Source organism: Porphyrobacter sp. HT-58-2, from assembly GCF_002952215.1.
Lineage (GTDB): Bacteria > Pseudomonadota > Alphaproteobacteria > Sphingomonadales > Sphingomonadaceae > Erythrobacter.
On the sequence record NZ_CP022600.1, the window covers coordinates 502,602 to 518,696 of the forward strand.

General features: G+C 65.3%; 20 protein-coding genes. 10 read left to right on the forward strand and 10 right to left on the reverse strand.

The genetic code is table 11. The annotated features are described in order from the left end of the window. Nucleotides 1-14 precede the first annotated feature (14 nt). From CHX26_RS02485 to CHX26_RS02495, 3 genes are read right to left on the reverse strand one after another with little or no spacing between them, the layout of a single operon-like run. Complete coding sequence (locus tag CHX26_RS02485; RefSeq protein ID WP_172449872.1) at nucleotides 15-518, reverse strand: DUF2497 domain-containing protein; 504 nt, start codon at nucleotides 516-518, stop codon at nucleotides 15-17. A gap of 48 nt (nucleotides 519-566) precedes the next feature. Further along, nucleotides 567-2,042, reverse strand: coding sequence for a TolC family outer membrane protein (locus tag CHX26_RS02490; protein WP_104941006.1), 1,476 nt, complete (start codon nucleotides 2,040-2,042; stop codon nucleotides 567-569). Then, nucleotides 2,039-2,647, reverse strand: coding sequence for a protein-L-isoaspartate O-methyltransferase family protein (locus tag CHX26_RS02495; RefSeq protein ID WP_104941007.1), 609 nt, complete (start codon nucleotides 2,645-2,647; stop codon nucleotides 2,039-2,041). The genes CHX26_RS02490 and CHX26_RS02495 overlap by 4 nt, the downstream gene beginning before the upstream one ends. A gap of 215 nt (nucleotides 2,648-2,862) precedes the next feature. Here CHX26_RS02495 and fumC point away from each other — a divergent pair, with 215 nt between their 5' ends. From fumC to CHX26_RS02510, 3 genes are all read left to right on the forward strand, one after another. Beyond that, nucleotides 2,863-4,269, forward strand: coding sequence for a class II fumarate hydratase (gene fumC / locus CHX26_RS02500; protein ID WP_104943206.1), 1,407 nt, complete (start codon nucleotides 2,863-2,865; stop codon nucleotides 4,267-4,269). Nucleotides 4,270-4,419: 150 nt separating this feature from the next. Beyond that, nucleotides 4,420-5,709 carry a histidine kinase gene (locus tag CHX26_RS02505; RefSeq protein WP_104941008.1) on the forward strand — a complete coding sequence of 430 codons (1,290 nt, stop codon included), beginning with the start codon at nucleotides 4,420-4,422 and terminating at the stop codon, nucleotides 5,707-5,709. Beyond that, the gene (locus CHX26_RS02510) at nucleotides 5,702-6,457 is read left to right on the forward strand and encodes a LytR/AlgR family response regulator transcription factor (protein ID WP_104941009.1); all 756 of its coding nucleotides are present in this window, start codon (nucleotides 5,702-5,704) and stop codon (nucleotides 6,455-6,457) included. The genes CHX26_RS02505 and CHX26_RS02510 overlap by 8 nt, the downstream gene beginning before the upstream one ends. Before the next feature lie 233 nt (nucleotides 6,458-6,690). On the opposite strand, the gene CHX26_RS02515 is transcribed toward CHX26_RS02510, so the two are convergent. Next, a complete protein-coding gene (locus CHX26_RS02515; RefSeq protein WP_172449656.1) occupies nucleotides 6,691-6,993 on the reverse strand; it encodes a UrcA family protein in 303 nt (100 codons plus the stop codon). 250 nt (nucleotides 6,994-7,243) lie between these two features. On the opposite strand from CHX26_RS02515, the gene CHX26_RS02520 reads away from it, so the two are divergent. From CHX26_RS02520 to CHX26_RS02530, 3 genes are all read left to right on the forward strand, one after another. Beyond that, the gene (locus tag CHX26_RS02520) at nucleotides 7,244-7,516 is read left to right on the forward strand and encodes a hypothetical protein (protein WP_104941011.1); all 273 of its coding nucleotides are present in this window, start codon (nucleotides 7,244-7,246) and stop codon (nucleotides 7,514-7,516) included. Between the two features lie 7 nt (nucleotides 7,517-7,523). Beyond that, nucleotides 7,524-8,300 (forward strand): metallophosphoesterase family protein, encoded by a 777-nt coding sequence (locus CHX26_RS02525; protein ID WP_233997243.1) that lies wholly within the window; start codon nucleotides 7,524-7,526, stop codon nucleotides 8,298-8,300. A 111-nt stretch (nucleotides 8,301-8,411) separates the two neighbouring features. Further along, nucleotides 8,412-8,609 carry a hypothetical protein gene (locus tag CHX26_RS02530; protein ID WP_233997244.1) on the forward strand — a complete coding sequence of 66 codons (198 nt, stop codon included), beginning with the start codon at nucleotides 8,412-8,414 and terminating at the stop codon, nucleotides 8,607-8,609. A gap of 78 nt (nucleotides 8,610-8,687) precedes the next feature. On the opposite strand, the gene rpsI is transcribed toward CHX26_RS02530, so the two are convergent. From rpsI to CHX26_RS02555, 5 genes are all read right to left on the reverse strand, one after another. Continuing rightward, nucleotides 8,688-9,203: a 30S ribosomal protein S9 gene (rpsI, locus tag CHX26_RS02535; protein WP_104941013.1), complete on the reverse strand. Its 516-nt coding sequence runs from the start codon at nucleotides 9,201-9,203 to the stop codon at nucleotides 8,688-8,690. Further along, nucleotides 9,203-9,682 carry a 50S ribosomal protein L13 gene (gene rplM, locus CHX26_RS02540; protein WP_104941014.1) on the reverse strand — a complete coding sequence of 160 codons (480 nt, stop codon included), beginning with the start codon at nucleotides 9,680-9,682 and terminating at the stop codon, nucleotides 9,203-9,205. The genes rpsI and rplM overlap by 1 nt, the downstream gene beginning before the upstream one ends. Before the next feature lie 170 nt (nucleotides 9,683-9,852). Next, nucleotides 9,853-10,590 (reverse strand): hypothetical protein, encoded by a 738-nt coding sequence (locus CHX26_RS02545; protein WP_146107628.1) that lies wholly within the window; start codon nucleotides 10,588-10,590, stop codon nucleotides 9,853-9,855. Nucleotides 10,591-10,619: 29 nt separating this feature from the next. Continuing rightward, the gene (cutA, locus tag CHX26_RS02550) at nucleotides 10,620-10,970 is read right to left on the reverse strand and encodes a divalent-cation tolerance protein CutA (protein ID WP_104941016.1); all 351 of its coding nucleotides are present in this window, start codon (nucleotides 10,968-10,970) and stop codon (nucleotides 10,620-10,622) included. Continuing rightward, nucleotides 10,970-12,043, reverse strand: a complete 1,074-nt coding sequence (locus tag CHX26_RS02555) for a COX15/CtaA family protein (protein ID WP_104941017.1) — start codon at nucleotides 12,041-12,043, stop codon at nucleotides 10,970-10,972. The genes cutA and CHX26_RS02555 overlap by 1 nt, the downstream gene beginning before the upstream one ends. 135 nt (nucleotides 12,044-12,178) lie before the next feature. Between CHX26_RS02555 and CHX26_RS02560 the strand changes: the two genes are divergently transcribed. From CHX26_RS02560 to CHX26_RS02575, 4 genes are all read left to right on the forward strand, one after another. Next, the gene (locus CHX26_RS02560; RefSeq protein WP_104941018.1) at nucleotides 12,179-12,568 is read left to right on the forward strand and encodes a MerC domain-containing protein; all 390 of its coding nucleotides are present in this window, start codon (nucleotides 12,179-12,181) and stop codon (nucleotides 12,566-12,568) included. A 65-nt stretch (nucleotides 12,569-12,633) separates the two neighbouring features. After that, on the forward strand, nucleotides 12,634-13,608 hold the full coding sequence (gene thiS / locus CHX26_RS02565; protein ID WP_104943208.1) for a sulfur carrier protein ThiS: 975 nt from the start codon (nucleotides 12,634-12,636) through the stop codon (nucleotides 13,606-13,608). Between the two features lie 160 nt (nucleotides 13,609-13,768). Further along, complete coding sequence (locus CHX26_RS02570) at nucleotides 13,769-14,281, forward strand: hypothetical protein (RefSeq protein WP_104941019.1); 513 nt, start codon at nucleotides 13,769-13,771, stop codon at nucleotides 14,279-14,281. A gap of 79 nt (nucleotides 14,282-14,360) precedes the next feature. Then, nucleotides 14,361-14,594, forward strand: coding sequence for a ribbon-helix-helix domain-containing protein (locus CHX26_RS02575; RefSeq protein WP_104941020.1), 234 nt, complete (start codon nucleotides 14,361-14,363; stop codon nucleotides 14,592-14,594). A 104-nt stretch (nucleotides 14,595-14,698) separates the two neighbouring features. Here CHX26_RS02575 and murA read toward each other — a convergent pair whose 3' ends face one another. Beyond that, entirely contained in the window at nucleotides 14,699-15,979 is a 1,281-nt protein-coding gene (gene murA, locus CHX26_RS02580) for a UDP-N-acetylglucosamine 1-carboxyvinyltransferase (protein ID WP_104941021.1), read from the reverse strand. Between the last annotated feature and the right edge of the window lie 116 nt (nucleotides 15,980-16,095).

Sequence of the window (16,095 nt, forward strand, 5' to 3'; positions counted from 1 at the left end):
GTCTTGTGCCAGTCTCAGCGCCGCTTGCCGACGATCCGCGCGATTTCCGCCTGCACCAGCTTTTCCACCATCGCGGGCAGGTTGGCTTCCAGCCATTCGGCCAGCATCGGACGGAGCAACTCGCGGGTCAGGCCTTCGAGCGAGGTTTCCCCCGAACGCACGATCTGCGGGCGGGCAGGCGGTTCGGCCAGCATCGCGAGCGCAGCGAGGTTTTCCTGCATTGCATCGCGCACCGTTTCGGCGATCAGCGGGGTTTCGCCTGCCGCATCAAGCGGGAGCGCCGATGCTTCCTCGGCTACCTCCATATCGGCCAGATCGAGCACTTCTTCTGCATCACGGACCTGATGGGTGCGGGCGATCGGGGCGATCGGCGCGTCTTCGTCATCGGTCACCAGCGTCCGCCGACGACGGGCTTCCAGCGCTCCGGCGCGGTTGTCGCGTGCGATCACTTTCTTGATCGATTCGAGGATCTCCTCGACCGAAGCTTCCCCACTCTGACCAATATTATCCTGGCCCATCATCCGACCCTTATCACACCCCGGCCCCGTCCCGAATCGGCACAGCCGTCATTCGCCGGGCAATAGTTGCGGGCCGATCATTGCGTCGGCGGGGGGAATGTCAACGGTTCTGGTCGATTTCGCAGCGGGTTCGGGATCGCGGTCCCAGTCCCACATCTTGCTGCTCACCCGGCTTGCGTTGACCGTGGGATCGTACAGCACCCCGTCGATTTCGAGGTTGAGATCGCGCGCTTCGGCCTTGCCCATCAGCGCCAGCAGGTTGAACCCAGCAACGTAGGCGTTGCGCCGCGCCGTCACGAGCTGGGCGCGGGTCTGCACCAGTTCCTGTTCGGCGTTGAGCACTTCGATGATGGTGCGATTGCCGATCGAATTTTCCGCGCGCACGCCTTCAAGGCTGAGTTCGGCGGCTTCGACTGCGGCCTGCGCGCTCTTGATGACGGCATTGGCCGCTTGCCAGTTCGACCAGGTCGAACGGGTTTCGGCGATGATCTGCCGTTCGGAGGCGATGACGTCCTCCAGTGCGGCGCTTTCGCGCGCTCCGGCCTGACGCTGACGGGCGGCAGGCAAGCCGCCCTGGAACAGGGGAACCGTGACCCGCACCCCGGCATTGGCGGTGACTTCGCGCTGGACGAGGCCGGGGAAGTTGCTGACCAGCGTGCCGAAGAAGTCGCTGTACTGGCCATTGACGAACAGGCCGACGGTGGGCAGTCGCCCGGCGCCCGCCACCTTGGTGTCGAAACCGGCAGCCTCGGCGCGCAGCTTGGCAGCTTCAAGGTTGGGGTTGTTCTCCAGCGCGCTGACAATCGCCTCGTCCACCGTGGCCGGCAGGCCGGGCAGCGGTGGCGGCGGGGCCAGTTCGCCCGGAGCCCGCCCGACAAGACGGATATAGGTTTCACGCGCGGCGATCAGGTTGGCCTCGGCCGTTTGCAGATCGCCTTCCGCCACGGCGAGGCGCGAGCGCGACTGGGCGACATCGGTGATGGTCAGATCCCCGATCTGGAAGCGGTCGCTGGTGGCTTCGAGATTGGTGCGCAGCACCGCGACATTGTTGCTCGCCAGCGCCACCAGCGCTTCAGTGCGCAGCACATCCATATAGGCAGCGACGACCTGCGCGAAGATGGTGCTTTCGGTGTTGCGCAGATCGGCCTGCCCGGCCTCGACCCGGTCCTTGGCTGCGGCGATGCCGTTGCGCACCGCGCCGCCCGAATAGACCGGCACCAGCAGCGCGGTCGTCACCCCGAGGTTACGCTCCGGCGGGGCAAAGGCGTTGGCCGATTGGCGGATGAACTCGATATGGGTCGCGGTGACATCGACCGACGGGAGGCCCGGCGCGCGCTGGATCGGCACGCCTTCGTCAGTCGCGCGCTGGTTGGCGCGGGCCGCTTCGAGCGTGGGGTTGGTGGTGTAGGCCGCCGTCAGCGCCTCGCGCAGATTATCGGCCTGAACGGGCGCGGCTGCCAACGCGGCGAGCGTCAGCAAGCCTGCCTGTCCGGCCAGCCGCAGCGAGGCAGAGCAGTGCGTCACGCGAAGGACCAGCCCCGGGGCGTGTCGAAAGCGTGGAGGACGGGGATGCCGAGATCTTCCACGGCGACGAGATTGACCTGTCCGGCAACCTTGCGTCCGGAGGCAAGCCGTGTGACCTGCCGCAGCACGAGGCCGCTGACGATGCGGCCATCATCGGCCAGTTGCGCAGCGAGGCCATCGGGCAAGGCCTCGATCGCGCCATCGATGACGATCAGCGAAACGTTGCCCTCGGCGACAGGCTTCAGCGCCTTTGCTTCCGCAGGGCTCAGGCTTTCAACGCTTGCCACCAGCGGGCGCAGGAGCGCGGCGAGGTAGCCGGTGCCGCCGTCGATCACCAGCACGCGGTCATCCGCCGCAGGGGCGGCCTCGCTCAGCAGCTTGCCATAAAACAGCGGGGCGGCGAGGTGGCCCTGATCGCCGAGCGTGATGGCACGGTCGATATAGGCGAGTGCGGCCTTGTCGGCGGGGAGGAAATCCTCGCGCGGCACGGCCAGCATCCGGGCCAGCACATATTCTTCATTGACGCCGCTGGTGCGCAGCTGGCTGTCGATCATCGCGCGGCGCGCAATCGCGCTATCGGGCAGGGTCATGGTCATCGTGCTCATGTCATCTCCGCAAGACTGTATTATGAGTGCAATACAGTCCGTCAACCCCTCCTTAAACGTGCGCGCCGCCGGTTCCAAGGCCTTTGGGCTGCGTGTGAGAGCAGGATGCGCTGGCGATTTCGCCCTTTGACCTCGCCGCGCGCCGGTGCTTAGGGGGGCGCCGGTTCCTATGGGATTCCATATCGACACAGTGAGGGATGGCTTCGATGAGTGACATGACGGCGAATGGTGGCGAAGTGCGGATCGAGACTGATTCGCTCGGCGAGGTGGCGGTTCCGGCCCACGTCCACTGGGGCGCGCAGACCCAGCGTTCGATCGTCAATTTTCCCATTGGCGGAGAGAAGATGCCACCCGCGCTGGTGCGGGCGCTCGGCATCCAGAAGCTTTCGGCAGCCAAGGCCAACATGAAACTGGGCGTGCTTGATGCCGGGATCGGCGAGGCTATCGTCCAGGCCGCGCGCGAGGTGATCGACGGCACGCTGGCCGACCAGTTCCCGCTGGTGGTGTGGCAGACCGGTTCCGGCACCCAGTCGAACATGAACGCCAACGAGGTGATCGCGAGCCGCGCGAACGAGATCCTGACCGGCAAGAAGGGCGGCAAGACCCCGGTTCACCCCAATGATCATTGCAACATGGGGCAGTCGTCGAACGACACCTTCCCGACCGCGATGCACATTGCCGCGGCGTGCGAGGCCATCGAACATCTGGTTCCGGCGCTGACCAAGCTGCACGGCGCGCTGGACGCCAAGGCGAAGGAATTCGGATCGATCGTCAAGATCGGTCGCACCCATTTGCAGGATGCGACTCCGATGACGCTCGGCCAGGAGTTCTCAGGCTACGCAGCGCAGGTCGCCTATGGGATCAAGCGCGTCGAAGCGGCGCTGCCGCGCGCGCTCGAGCTGGCGCAGGGCGGCACGGCGGTCGGCACCGGGATCAACGCCAAGGTCGGGTTCGACACCGCCTTTGCGGCCGAAGTGGCGGCAGAGACCGGCCATCCCTTTGTCACCGCGCCCAACAAGTTCGAAGCGCTCGCCGCGCATGATGCGATGGTCGAGATGTCGGGCGCATTGAACGTGCTGGCGGTCAGCCTGATGAAGATCGCCAACGATATCCGCCTGCTGGGCTCCGGCCCCCGCAGCGGCCTCGGCGAACTCAGCCTGCCTGCCAATGAACCGGGCTCCTCGATCATGCCGGGCAAGGTCAACCCGACCCAGTGCGAGGCGATGACGATGGTCTGCGCACAGGTGATGGGCAACAATGTGGCTGTCACGGTCGCCGGATCGCACGGGCATCTGGAATTGAACGTGTTCAAGCCGGTGATCATCTACAACGTGCTGCAGTCGATGAAGCTGATCGCCGATGCGTCCCACGCCTTCACCGACAATTGCGTCGTCGGGATCGAGGCCAACCAGACCCGCATCACCCAGTTGCTCAACGAAAGCCTGATGCTGGTCACCGCGCTGAACCCCCATATCGGCTACGACAATGCCGCCAAGATCGCCAAGAAGGCCCATGCCGAAGGGACGACACTGAAGGAATCCGCGCTGGCGCTCGGCCTGCTGACCGAAGAGCAGTTCGCCCAGTGGGTGGTGCCTGCAGACATGATCAAGCCCCGGGATTGAATCATCGCGGCGCTGCCTTGGGTGGCCACCAACAACATTCGTCGATTGTGAACAACCGTTCATCATTCGACCAAGGCGAGTCTCTGCCCGACAACCTTCGCCCTGCCCGGTAGCCTTGACCGGGCAGGCGCGGTATCGCTGGTCGACATAATGACCACGACCTTGTCCAGCGAAACCGCATCCGGTGAATCCGCCGCCACCGTGCCTTTCCGCATGGTGCTGTTCTCGATGGTGGTGCTGTGGGCGACCTATTTCGCGCTGGCCACCGTGCGCAGCCTCGTGATGGATTTCGATTTCCAGTTCGAACTGGGCTGGAGACGGCTGGCGGTAACCGCGGCGGGCGTGGCGTTTACCGTGGTGTTATGGCTGTTGCTGCGGTTGTTCGACAATCGGGCGCTGTGGCTCAAGATTTCCGCCGCGATTGCTCTGGCTCTGCCGGTCGCGCTGGCCATCGGGCAGATCAATTACCTCGTCTTCAGGGACATGGGGTCGGCCTACGAGAAGGCTTACGCCGACCGGCTGAACCTCAATGTCCGGCGCGACGAGGCCGGCAATCTGCTGGTTGATGTGCCAGTGCGCCGCTTCGGCGCGACCGTGCCGGGGACGGCTCCGTCCGCCAACGACCAAGGCGAGGTGGTGGATTCGCAAAGCGTGATCATCGCCCCTGCCGAAACCTATGCCGATTTCTGGCGCAAGCTGCTCGACGTGGCGCTGGGACGCTATTTCCTGCTGCTGGCATGGGCATCGACCTATTTCGCCCTGCTGGCAGGCGTGCAGGCCCGCGCGGCCCAGCGCCGTGAAGAGCAATTCCGTTCCGCCGCCAAGGCCGCCGAATTGCGGAGCCTGCGCTATCAGGTGAACCCGCACTTCCTGTTCAACACGCTGAATTCGCTTTCCGCGCTGGTGATGACCGGCAAGGCTGACCGGGCCGAGCGGATGATCCAGACCATCAGCCGCTTCTACCGCCACAGCCTCGCCAATGAGCCGACTGCGGACGTCGCGCTGAAGGACGAGTTCGACCTGCAAAAGCTCTATCTCGATATCGAGGCGGTGCGCTTTCCCACCCGGCTGGTGAGCGAATTCGATCTTCCGCCTGATCTGGAGGAAGCGCGCGTGCCGGGCATGATCCTGCAACCGCTGGTCGAAAATTCGGTGAAGTATGCCGTCTCTGCCGTATCGCGCCGGGTGAAGATCACGCTGGCCGCGCGCGAGGAATTCGATCGGCTGGTGGTGACGGTCAGCGATGACGGGCCGGGTGTGCCGCCAGGCGAGCGCCATGGTTTCGGCATCGGGCTTGCCAATGTGCGTGACCGGCTGGAGGCGCGCTTCGGCCCCGATATCGGCTTCACCTCCGGCCCCGTGCCGGACGGCTATTGCACCGAGATCCGTATCCCGCTTACCCTGCCGCTCACCCCGAGGCTTGCAAACCACAATGCCTGAGACCGAGACCGAAACAGCCGCCCTTCGCACCCTTATCGTCGATGACGAACCGCTCGCGGTGGAGCGCGTGCAGGTCATCTGCGCCGAAATCCCTGCTGTGCGCGTGGTCGGCACCGCCAGCGATGGCGCCGCGGCCCTGCGGCTGGCCGAAAAGCTCGCGCCGGATCTTGTGCTGCTGGACATGACCATGCCCGAAATCGACGGGCTGGGCGTGGCACGTCGATTCGCCGAGCAGGAACAGGCCCCCGTGGTGATCTTCGTCACCGCGCATGATCATTTTGCGGTGGAGGCCTTCGATCTGGAGGCGGTGGATTATGTCCTGAAACCCGTTTCCGCCGACCGGCTCGAACGCGCGATCGAACGTGCTGTCGCTCGCCGCGGCCAGCGCCGCCAGAAGGCGAGCCGTTACCTTGACGAATTGTGGGTGCCACATCGTTCCGAGCTGCTGCGGATCGCGGTGAGCGAGGTGCATCAGATCGACGCCGAGCGTGACTATGTCCGCCTGCATGTCGGCGGGCCGGAGGCGGGACGATCCTATTTGCTGCTCCAGACCATCGCCGGGCTGGAGGAGCGCCTCGATCCCGAGCAATTCATCCGCATCCACCGTTCGACCATCCTGCGCCGTGACCATATCCGCGGGCTCAGGCACGATGGCCTTGGCGTGTGGTCAGCCGAGCTGGTCAATGGCGAGGCCTTGCGTATCGGCCGCACCTATCTTGCCCGTGTAAAGGCAATGGCGGGAAGGTAGACCCCTTGTTTGCGTGCCACGTTCGGTGGCGCAAACCGCCCGCCCCACCTCCCCACCCGGCCACCAATAGTACCACTATGTTATGGTGGCCGGGTGGGGAGGCGGGGCGAGAGGTCTGCTTCGCGCGCATGCGCGATCGGCACACAAAAAACGGCCCGAACCCCAGGGACTGGAAGGGTTCGGGCCGTATCGTCTGCACCGCGCGGGGGGCGATGCAGCGAAGCTGACGCGGTTCAGCCGCCGCGCTGCTCATTCGACATCAGGATAGCGACCTGGCGGTTCGCATCGGCGCGGGCCTTGGCGAGGCAGGCAGCCGCATCCATTGACAGCACTCGCGACCCGCCAGTGTGGCTCTGGGTGCGACACACCTGACGCACCGCCTTGGCGACCCGCTGGTCGAGCGTCTTCTGGCCCTCCGCCGTGGCGAGATCGAGGTCGGCCGTCTGAACCTTGATGGTCATCCGCTGCATCTCACCGGCGAGGGTGGGGCTGACCGCGGCGGCGGCAAGGCCGACAGCGGCAAGGGTATGGATCACTGTTTTCGCAAGGGGTTTCATGTCTTCATCCTCCATCTGCAGGGGCCTGGGATCGGATTGGGGGCGATCCGGGGGGGGATGTCAGGCATCCTGCTGAAACTCTGGATACCTGCCCGGCGCGAGGCCCGCATCCGGTGGTCGATGAACCCCGCCGGCCCACTCGACCGGTGCGCGGGGTACAAGACCAAGGGCCGCCAATGGCGGACAAATGGCGGTTTCCAATCGACCGGCGCGTCGCCATATTGCCGGTATGGGATTGGCCACGGTGATCATCTTCCTGCTCGGAATCGCCAATTTCGCGCTCAATCGGGCGGTGTTCGAAAGCGGACACCCGATGTTCGCCCGCTTGCCGCAGACCAGCCGCACCCTTGGTCGCCGGGCGGCGCTGGTGAGCGAATTTGCCGTGCTGTTCTTCGCGCTGCTGCTGTCGGTCGAAGGGTGGCCTGTGTTTGCCTGGGCCTATGGGGCCTATACGGTGTGCAACGGCGTTGCCGCGTGGCTTATCCTTGGACGGCGGCTATAGGGGCCTCATGCCGACCCGCCTGTTCCATATCAGCGATGTGCATTTCGGCGTGGAGGATCGCGCCGCGCTTGATGCTGTTGCGCGCGCGGTTGCCGATGAACGCCCCGACGCGCTCGTTTGCACCGGCGATCTCACCCAGCGTGCCAAGCATTCCGAATATGCCGCGGCGCAGGCATGGTTCGCTTCGCTCGGTGTGCCGGTGGTGCTGGAGCCGGGCAATCACGACATGCCATATTACAATCCGTGGGAGCGGTTCACCGATCCCTTTCGCCGCTATGAGAGACTGAAAGCGGCGGTGGGCGGAGGGTTCTGCTCGAGCGATGTGGTGCTGGTGCCGCTGCGCACGACGGTGAGCGCGCAGACCCGTTTTCCGTGGTCTGATGGCGTCGTGCGGCCTGCCGCGCTTCAGGCGACGCTCGACGCGCTGGCCGCGCTGAAGGGTGATCCCCGAACCATCATCGTCATTGCCCACCATCCGCTGCTGGGGCCGCAGGAGGCGCGCAAGAACCCGACCATCGGCGGTGACGAGGCCTTTGCCCGGATTGCCGCAGCAGGCGCCGATGCGGTGATTTCGGGCCATGTCCACGTACCGTTCGACGAACAGCGTGAAGTCGATGGCCGGTCAATGCGCATGATCGGTACCGGCACGCTCTCCACCCGCCTGCGGCATGGAGCGCCACCATCCTGGCGGGTCATCACCTGCGCGCCGGGAGGCGTGATCGAGACCCGCCTGCGCATCGCTGCAGCGACCACCGTTACGCAACCTGACGAGGCCGCGCTTTAACCTTTTCCCTATGATTGGCGTTAAGGTTTTGTTGGTGAAATCGGGTCGAGAGGCCGCGCTTGGCGTTCGTGGCGGCCTTCCTGTCCAACCCGCAAGCAGCAGGTGATGGCGATGGATATGATCAAGGCCTTGATATTCGGTGCGATCCTGGCGGCAACGATTGCGCTGGTGATTGGTTCGCAGGGCACCAGTGCCGGGCCTCTTGCAATCCACATCGTGCAGGTTGACCAGATCAGGATGTACTGGTCGTGGCCGATCTTCTTCTCGGGCAGCGGCCTCACATTCGGGATCATGCTGCTGCAACGCTGACGCTTGCCGAGCTGCCAAACCGAAAAGGGCGGCTCCCTTGCGGGGCCGCCCTTTCTGTATCCGTTATCGGACGCGCGATTAACGCTTCGAGAACTGGAAGCTGCGGCGGGCCTTGGCCTTGCCGTACTTCTTGCGCTCGACCACGCGGCTGTCGCGGGTGAGGAAGCCTTCGGCCTTCACTGCGCCGCGCAATTCGGGCTCATACTTGCTGAGCGCCTGCGCGATGCCGTGCTTCACGGCGCCCGCCTGACCCGAAAGCCCGCCGCCGCGCACGGTGGCGACGACATCGTACTGGCCGGCACGGTCGGTGACGGTGAAGGGCTGGTTGATCACCAGGCGCAGGGTCGGACGCGCGAAATAGGTTTCCTGATCGCGGCCATTGATGGTGATCTTGCCGGTGCCGGGCTTGACCCACACGCGGGCAACCGCGTCCTTGCGGCGACCGGTGGCGTAGGAGCGGCCCTGCGCGTCGATCTCACGTTCGCGCAGCGGCGCGGCCACGCGGGCGATTTCGGCAGCGTCGCCCTGCGGGACGCCAGCGGCGATGTCCTTCAGATCGGCGAGATCCGAGACGGTGGTGGTTTCATCAGCCATTATGCGGCCACCTTGTTCTTGCGGTTCATGGAAGCGACGTCGAGCACCTGCGGCTTCTGGCCGTCATGGGGATGCTCGGTGCCGGCATAGAGGTGCAGCGCCTTCATCTGCTGACGGCCGAGGGGACCGCGCGGAATCATGCGCTCGACAGCCTTTTCGAGCACGCGCTCGGGGAAACGGCCGCCCAGCACCTTGGCCGGGGTGGTTTCCTTGATGCCGCCGGGGTGGCCGGTGTGCTTGTAATAGACCTTGTCGCCCATCTTGTTGCCGGTGAACTTCACCTTGTCGACGTTGATGACGATCACGTGATCGCCGCAATCGACGTGCGGGGTGTAGCTCGGCTTGGTCTTGCCGCGCAGGATGTTGGCGATGATCGAGGCCAGACGACCCACGACGAGACCGTCGGCGTCGATGATGTGCCAGTTCTTTTCGACCTCGGCCGGTTTGATCGACCGGGTCTGCTTGGTGAGCGCCTTCATGGCATGTGTCCTTGGTTCAAAACTGTCTTTCGGATGCTGTCCGGAAGAATCGCCCCCCGATCAGCCGGCCGGGTGGAGAGGTGCGGCGCAAATGTCGTCCGACCCCGCGAAAGTCAAGCAAAAGCGGGAAATTCCGATAGGGTAAAATAATACCGCAGATGTGTGGGGGCTCAGATCGGTGCCAGTGACCAGGTCTCGCGGCTGGCCGAGCTGAGGTCGCCGAGCACGGTCTCCACCCGACGTTCGGCGTGATGCAACCATGGTGCGTCGGGCTGAGGCTCGGCCTTGTAGACCAGCCCAAAGCGCCCGGTCAGGCCATCTGGCAGGTTGACCGTCTCGCTGCGCTCGATCGTTTCCCCGGCAGGGAACAACAGATCCGTGGGCAGGGCATCGAGCGCGCCTGACCCGGCACGATGCATCTCGGCGAGATAATGGCGCAGCCGCGCGTGTTCGCTCGCCGGGCCGGGGCTGCGGGCAATCATGGCCTCGGCCAGACGCAGGGCGGCGGCGATCGACTCGCGATCCTCTCCACCCTTTCCCGGAACAAGGATTTCGCCGCTTTCCGACAGCATCAGCGGGAACATCCCCCCGGTATCGCGCTGCTCTTCGAGGCGAGCGAGACCGGCAAGCTGGGGCGGAGCGTTCACCTCGACCGCGTTCTGATGGCCGGTTGCGAGAATCCCGCGCGCCTGCCGGGAGAATTGCACCAGCCAACTGCGGCGCACGGTTATCGCGCCGCCACCCTGAAGTCCGCGTTCAAGCACGCGCATCAGCTGCAAGGGGGTGTCAGGTAGCCGCAAGGGCAAGGCGGGAGCGGCACGAAGCCGGGGCAGGCGTGGTCCCATCCCGATCGAAAGTCCCATGCCGAGCAGCACAGCCATCACCGATCGCCGGGTGCTCGCGCTCATGTCCATTCCTGCCCCCCAAAGTCGTTCCGTCACATGGCCGCGTCCGGCTCCGATCCGCATGCAGTGGCCAGCCACGCGAAGGTCGCCGGGTGTGCGGCATCGCTGCGCCAGCCGATGATGGCGGGTGTATCATAGGGATGCAGCGAGCCCAAACGGTTGATGACGAGCGGCAGATGGGTGTCGATAGTCTTGAACAGCACCCCGATCTCTCTGCCACTCGCGCGTGCGCCATCCCATACGAAGCGGGATTCGATGGCGCCGAAGATGTTGGCACAGGCGATCAGCTGTTCATCGAGCAGGGCATCGGCGGCGGCGCGGGCGCTGTCCATGTCGGGAAACGGGCACCACACCAGCGCGGCTCCAGCTCCCTCGTCCTGCATCAGGCCTCGCTCCGGGCCAGACCGTCGGAATGCATCGCCCGTATAGTCGCCGCCACGGTCAGCGCGCCGACCAGCTGGTGTGCAGCGGCGATCCACAGCGAGACGCCGCTCATTACCGTCGCGATGCCCAGCAGCACCATCGTCCCGAAAGCAGTGTGGACGGCGACCGAGGCGAAGCGATCATTCTTGCGCACACGGCGCGCGAGCCACACCAGTGCGGCGACCGCGACCCATGCCCACCAGCGGTGCATGAACTGCAGCAGGAAGGGATCATGAGTGAGCGTAAAGATAACGCCCGAAGACCAGTCCACCTCCGGCACCAGCCGACCGTTCATCAGAGGCCAGTCATAGGCGGCATGGCCTGCATTCAGACCTGCCACCCAGGCGCCCAGCAGCAATTGCACAAACAGCACCGCGCCAACGACAGCCGATCCAGCCGTCAGAGGGGCGGGTCGAGCCGCCGGATCGCGGACGAGCATCCTGAGATCGCGCGCTGTCCACACCAGCCCGGCGAGCAGGAACAGTGCCGTCAGCAGGTGGGCCGACAGGCGGAAATGGCTGACATCGGTAAGGTCGCTCTCGCCCACGCCGGAAGACACCATGTACCAACCCAATGCGCCCTGCCCGCAGATCAGCGCGAACATCGCCGCCAGCCGCCAGTCATAGCCCTGCGGGATCGCGCGCCGCAGCATGAACACGAGCCATGGCAGCAGGAAGGCCAGCCCGATCACCCGGCCAAGGATGCGGTGGAACCATTCCCAAAAGAATATGAACTTGAACGCCGCCAGATCCATCCCCGCCGGTCCGCTTTCGATCCGGTATTCGGCGGTGAGCTGATACTTGGCGAATTCGGCCTGCCATGCCGCCTCGGTCAGCGGCGGGAGGATGCCGGTGACGACGTTCCACTCGGTGATCGACAGCCCGCTTTCGGTCAGACGGGTAATGCCGCCGACCAGCACGATCGTGACCACCAGCAAGCCAACGCATTCAAGCCAGCGCGCCAGCGCCAGCGGGCGAGCGCGACTGTCCGGCGCTGCGCGGAACAGGTTCGATACGGAGGCGGAGGTGGCCATGACGTCCCGTCCTTTGTCTCCGCGCTGCCTCTGGCGCAAGCCCGTTTGCCGCAAACTCCGGTGCGGCCACTGCAAGATCAGCTGCACAAGTCCGCCTTGCACAATGTAACAACATTACATATGTGGGCAGGTGCAATGACCCCTGACGCTCTTCCTCCCGCGAGTCGGGCCTCGCTGCGGCGCCGACTCGATCAGATCGGGATTGCGCTGGCGGGGCTGTGCGCATTGCACTGCCTGCTGACCCTGGTGGTGATCTCGGCGCTGGGGCTGGGCGGACACTTCCTCCTTGATGAGAATATCCACCGCGTCGGTTTGCTGCTGGCCTTGATCGTTGCGGCTGTGGCGATCGGCTGGGGGATCCTGCGCCACCGCCGGATGCTGCCGTTCGCTGTGGCGGCGCTGGGGCTGGTGCTGATGGCCGCTGCTCTGTTCGTGCCGCATGGCACCAACGAACTGTTGCTGACGCTGGTGGGCGTGGCGGTGGTTTCTGTCGGTCATGTGCTGAACCTGCGCGCCGCGCGCTGAGCTTCCCCAAACTCATGGTTGCAGCCTTTGGCTGAGCGCCTATGTCGGCCAGCATGAGCACGACCATGAGCAAGAGCATCACCCTCAACGGCGCCCCGCATCGTTCGGCGGCCGCCACCATCGCCGATCTGGTGCGCGAACTGGAGCTTGCGCCGGAAAAGGTCGCGGTTGAACGCAATGGGGCGATCGTCCCGCGATCAACGCTGGCCGATGTGGCGCTGGGTGACGGCGATGTGCTGGAGATCGTGCATTTTGTCGGTGGAGGGGACCACGCCGATACGTGGACGGTTGCCGGCCGCACCTTCCGCTCGCGCCTGATCGTCGGCACCGGCAAGTACAAGAGCTTCGAGCAGAACGCCGCCGCGGTCGAAGCCAGCGGGGCGGAGATCGTCACGGTCGCGGTGCGGCGCGTGAACGTCTCTGACCCCAAGGCGCCGATGCTGACCGATTTCATTGACCCCAAGAAGATCACCTACCTCCCCAACACCGCCGGGTGCTTCACCGGTGAGGAAGCTGTGCGCACGCTGAGGCTGGCGCGCGAGGCGGGCGGCTGGGATCTGGTGAAGCTCGAAGTGCTGGGCGAGGCGCGCACACTCTATCCCGATATGCGCGAGACTCTGAAAGCCACCGAGGTGCTGGCCAAGGAAGGCTTCCTGCCGATGGTCTACTGCGCCGATGATCCGATTGCGGCCAAGCAATTGGAAGATGCGGGCGCGGTTGCGATCATGCCGCTGGGCGCGCCGATCGGCTCGGGGCTCGGCATCCAGAACCGCGTCACCATCCGCCTGATCGTCGAAGGTGCCAAGGTGCCGGTGCTGGTCGATGCCGGTGTCGGCACGGCCTCGGACGCGGCGGTTGGCATGGAGCTCGGCTGCGACGGCATCCTGATGAACACCGCCATCGCCGAGGCGAAAGACCCGATCCGCATGGCCCGTGCGATGAAACTCGCGGTCGAGGCCGGGCGCGAGGCCTATCTGGCCGGGCGCATGGCGCGGAGGATGTATGCCGATCCCAGCAGCCCGCTGGCCGGGTTGATCTGAGTCTTTTTCGCTCGCGGCCAGACGGCTTCGCCGTCGCCTCCGCGGGGGCGGGCGATCGCCCTTGCGGCCCGCCCGTTGGCGGACCGGGGCTGTTCTTCCTACCTAACGCTTAATTAACCATGTCGTGCGACGTTCTCTCCGTCCGAAGGAGAGACGCGCCATGATGATGCCGATTGCCGAGATGCGGGAATTCGCAGGGTTCGCCCCTGCCGAGCAGCGTTACATCAAGCGCAGCCTCGACATTGGCCTCGCCCGTACCGATGCCTTCCGGCGTTGGGGCCGCAGCGAGGGTGAGAATGTTGGGATCCGCCGGCAATATGTCGCCTATCAGGATCTCAAGGCCCTTCGCGCGCTGATCCCGCAGGATGACACGCCGGGCGAGGTCGAGCGTTTCCTCGGCAAGCTGGTGCGCCTCGCCGCCTTTGACCTGGAGCAGGAGCGACTGGCGAGCTTTTCGGCCTTCCGCTTCCTTTATGAACGCCTGCTGGGCGCCCGGGTGCGGCCTTATCTTCCGGCCGCCTTCTGCGCCGCTAGCGCCCTGCCGGTGATCCGCCCCGAACGGCGCAAGCTGTTGTTGCAGAGCCTCTCCGAAGCTGCCGCCACGGCGGCGGGCTGGTCGGAGCGCGAGCCGGTGTTCCTCCCCGAATATGTGGACGACTTCGAAGCGGCGTAATCCGGAGCTTTGCGCAGAAAAGTGGGAACCGGTTTTCCGCAAATAGCGATGCGACCACAAACGCTGCTAAAGTGCAGGCATGGAGACGCCCTCCCCCTATCACCCCCCGGTCAAACGCTCGCTGACCATCGCGGGCCATTCGACCTCGATCAGCCTTGAGCCGCTGTTCTGGGAAATGCTGCGCAACGCCGCCGCGCGCGAGGGGATGGCGATTGCCGCTCTCGTCGCTCGCATTGACGCCGAACGGATCAAGTCCCCCACACCCCCCGGTCTCGCCAGCGCAATCCGGGTATGGCTGGTGGTGAACGCCTGATTGTCGTCATTGCGAGCGGCGCAGCCGCGCGGCAATCCAGGGTGCGAGCAGAGCCGCTCTGGATTGCTTCGTCGCCGTGCTCCTCGCAATGACGGGGGGCGGGCCTAGTCGTCCACCCGCTCGATATCCGCGCCGACCAGCTGGAGCTTCTCCTCCAGCCGCTCATAGCCGCGGTCGAGGTGATAGAGCCGCCGCACGGTGGTCTCGCCCTCGGCAGCCAAAGCGGCGATCACGAGGCTCATCGAGGCGCGCAGGTCGGTGGCCATGACTTCCGCGCCGGTGAGACGCTCGACGCCCTTGACGATCGCGGTGCGGCCTTCGGTGGTGATGTCGGCGCCCATCCGCGCGAGTTCCGGCACGTGCATGAAGCGGTTTTCGAAGATCGTTTCCTTCAGCACGCTCGCGCCTTCGGCCTTGCACAGCAGGGCCATCAGCTGGGCCTGCATATCGGTGGCGAGGCCCGGATAGGGCGCGGTGGTGAGGTTGGTGGCTTTCAGAGCGCCGCTCGCGCCGACGGTGACGCTCTTGGCATCCCACGACACGTCGCAGCCGATCGCCTGCAGCGCATGGATGGTCGCCATCATCTCGTCAGCCCGCGCGCCTTCCAGACGCACTTCACCCCCGGTGATCGCCGCGGCGCAGGCATAGGAGCCGGCCTCGATGCGGTCGGGCATGACGCGGTAGGTCGCGCCGTGCAGGCGCTTGACGCCGTGGATGGTGAGGTTGGAGGTGCCGATCCCCTCGATCTCCGCGCCCATCGCGACGAGCATGTTGCACAGATCGACGATCTCCGGCTCGCGCGCAGCGTTGAACAACCGGCTGGTGCCGTTCGCCAGCACCGCGGCCATCAGCGCGTTTTCGGTCGCGCCGACGCTCACCACCGGGAAATCGAAATCGCCGCCCGGCATCCCGCCATCGGGCTGGGTGGCGCGGACATAGCCTGCCGCCAGTTCGATCTTTGCGCCAAAGGCTTCGAGCGCCTTGAGGTGCAGGTCGATGGGCCGGTTGCCGATCGCGCAGCCGCCCGGCATCGACACCGTCGCCTCGCCGGCGCGCGCCAGCATCGGGCCGAGCACGAGGATCGAAGCGCGCATCTTGCGGACGAGATCATAGGGCGCGACGGTGGAGGTGATACGGGTCGCCTCCATGCTCATCACCCGGCCGAAATCCTCTGGGCGCGTGCCCTGAATCACGGTGGTGACGCCGAACTGGTTCATCAGGTGCTGGAACCCGTCGATATCGGCGAGGCGCGGCAGGTTGCGCAGCGTCAGCGGCTCCTCGGTGAGAAGCGCGCACGGAATCAGCGTGAGCGCGGCGTTCTTTGCGCCGGAAATCGGGATGGTGCCGGAAAGGCGGTTGCCGCCGCGGATGATGAGCTTGTCCATGGCCAATCCCTTAGCCGAAAGTGACTTTCGCGCAACTCGTGGCCCGCAGGCGCGCGCATTATCGATTGCGCGATTGACCTTGTCCGGCTGGCGCGGCACGGCGAAAAGAAAAAACG

What these genes read in the sequence shown, in the direction of transcription:
- CHX26_RS02485 (WP_172449872.1), bottom strand. Translation starts at nt 518, where the DNA reads ATGGGCCAGGATAATATTGGTCAGAGTGGGGAAGCTTCGGTCGAGGAG.
- CHX26_RS02495 (WP_104941007.1), bottom strand. Translation starts at nt 2,647, where the DNA reads ATGAGCACGATGACCATGACCCTGCCCGATAGCGCGATTGCGCGCCGC.
- fumC (WP_104943206.1), top strand. Translation starts at nt 2,863, where the DNA reads ATGACGGCGAATGGTGGCGAAGTGCGGATCGAGACTGATTCGCTCGGC.
- CHX26_RS02505 (WP_104941008.1), top strand. Translation starts at nt 4,420, where the DNA reads ATGACCACGACCTTGTCCAGCGAAACCGCATCCGGTGAATCCGCCGCC.
- CHX26_RS02510 (WP_104941009.1), top strand. Translation starts at nt 5,702, where the DNA reads ATGCCTGAGACCGAGACCGAAACAGCCGCCCTTCGCACCCTTATCGTC.
- CHX26_RS02520 (WP_104941011.1), top strand. Translation starts at nt 7,244, where the DNA reads ATGGGATTGGCCACGGTGATCATCTTCCTGCTCGGAATCGCCAATTTC.
- CHX26_RS02525 (WP_233997243.1), top strand. Translation starts at nt 7,524, where the DNA reads ATGCCGACCCGCCTGTTCCATATCAGCGATGTGCATTTCGGCGTGGAG.
- CHX26_RS02530 (WP_233997244.1), top strand. Translation starts at nt 8,412, where the DNA reads ATGGATATGATCAAGGCCTTGATATTCGGTGCGATCCTGGCGGCAACG.
- rpsI (WP_104941013.1), bottom strand. Translation starts at nt 9,203, where the DNA reads ATGGCTGATGAAACCACCACCGTCTCGGATCTCGCCGATCTGAAGGAC.
- rplM (WP_104941014.1), bottom strand. Translation starts at nt 9,682, where the DNA reads ATGAAGGCGCTCACCAAGCAGACCCGGTCGATCAAACCGGCCGAGGTC.
- CHX26_RS02545 (WP_146107628.1), bottom strand. Translation starts at nt 10,590, where the DNA reads ATGAGCGCGAGCACCCGGCGATCGGTGATGGCTGTGCTGCTCGGCATG.
- cutA (WP_104941016.1), bottom strand. Translation starts at nt 10,970, where the DNA reads ATGCAGGACGAGGGAGCTGGAGCCGCGCTGGTGTGGTGCCCGTTTCCC.
- CHX26_RS02555 (WP_104941017.1), bottom strand. Translation starts at nt 12,043, where the DNA reads ATGGCCACCTCCGCCTCCGTATCGAACCTGTTCCGCGCAGCGCCGGAC.
- CHX26_RS02560 (WP_104941018.1), top strand. Translation starts at nt 12,179, where the DNA reads ATGACCCCTGACGCTCTTCCTCCCGCGAGTCGGGCCTCGCTGCGGCGC.
- thiS (WP_104943208.1), top strand. Translation starts at nt 12,634, where the DNA reads ATGAGCAAGAGCATCACCCTCAACGGCGCCCCGCATCGTTCGGCGGCC.
- CHX26_RS02570 (WP_104941019.1), top strand. Translation starts at nt 13,769, where the DNA reads ATGATGATGCCGATTGCCGAGATGCGGGAATTCGCAGGGTTCGCCCCT.
- CHX26_RS02575 (WP_104941020.1), top strand. Translation starts at nt 14,361, where the DNA reads ATGGAGACGCCCTCCCCCTATCACCCCCCGGTCAAACGCTCGCTGACC.
- murA (WP_104941021.1), bottom strand. Translation starts at nt 15,979, where the DNA reads ATGGACAAGCTCATCATCCGCGGCGGCAACCGCCTTTCCGGCACCATC.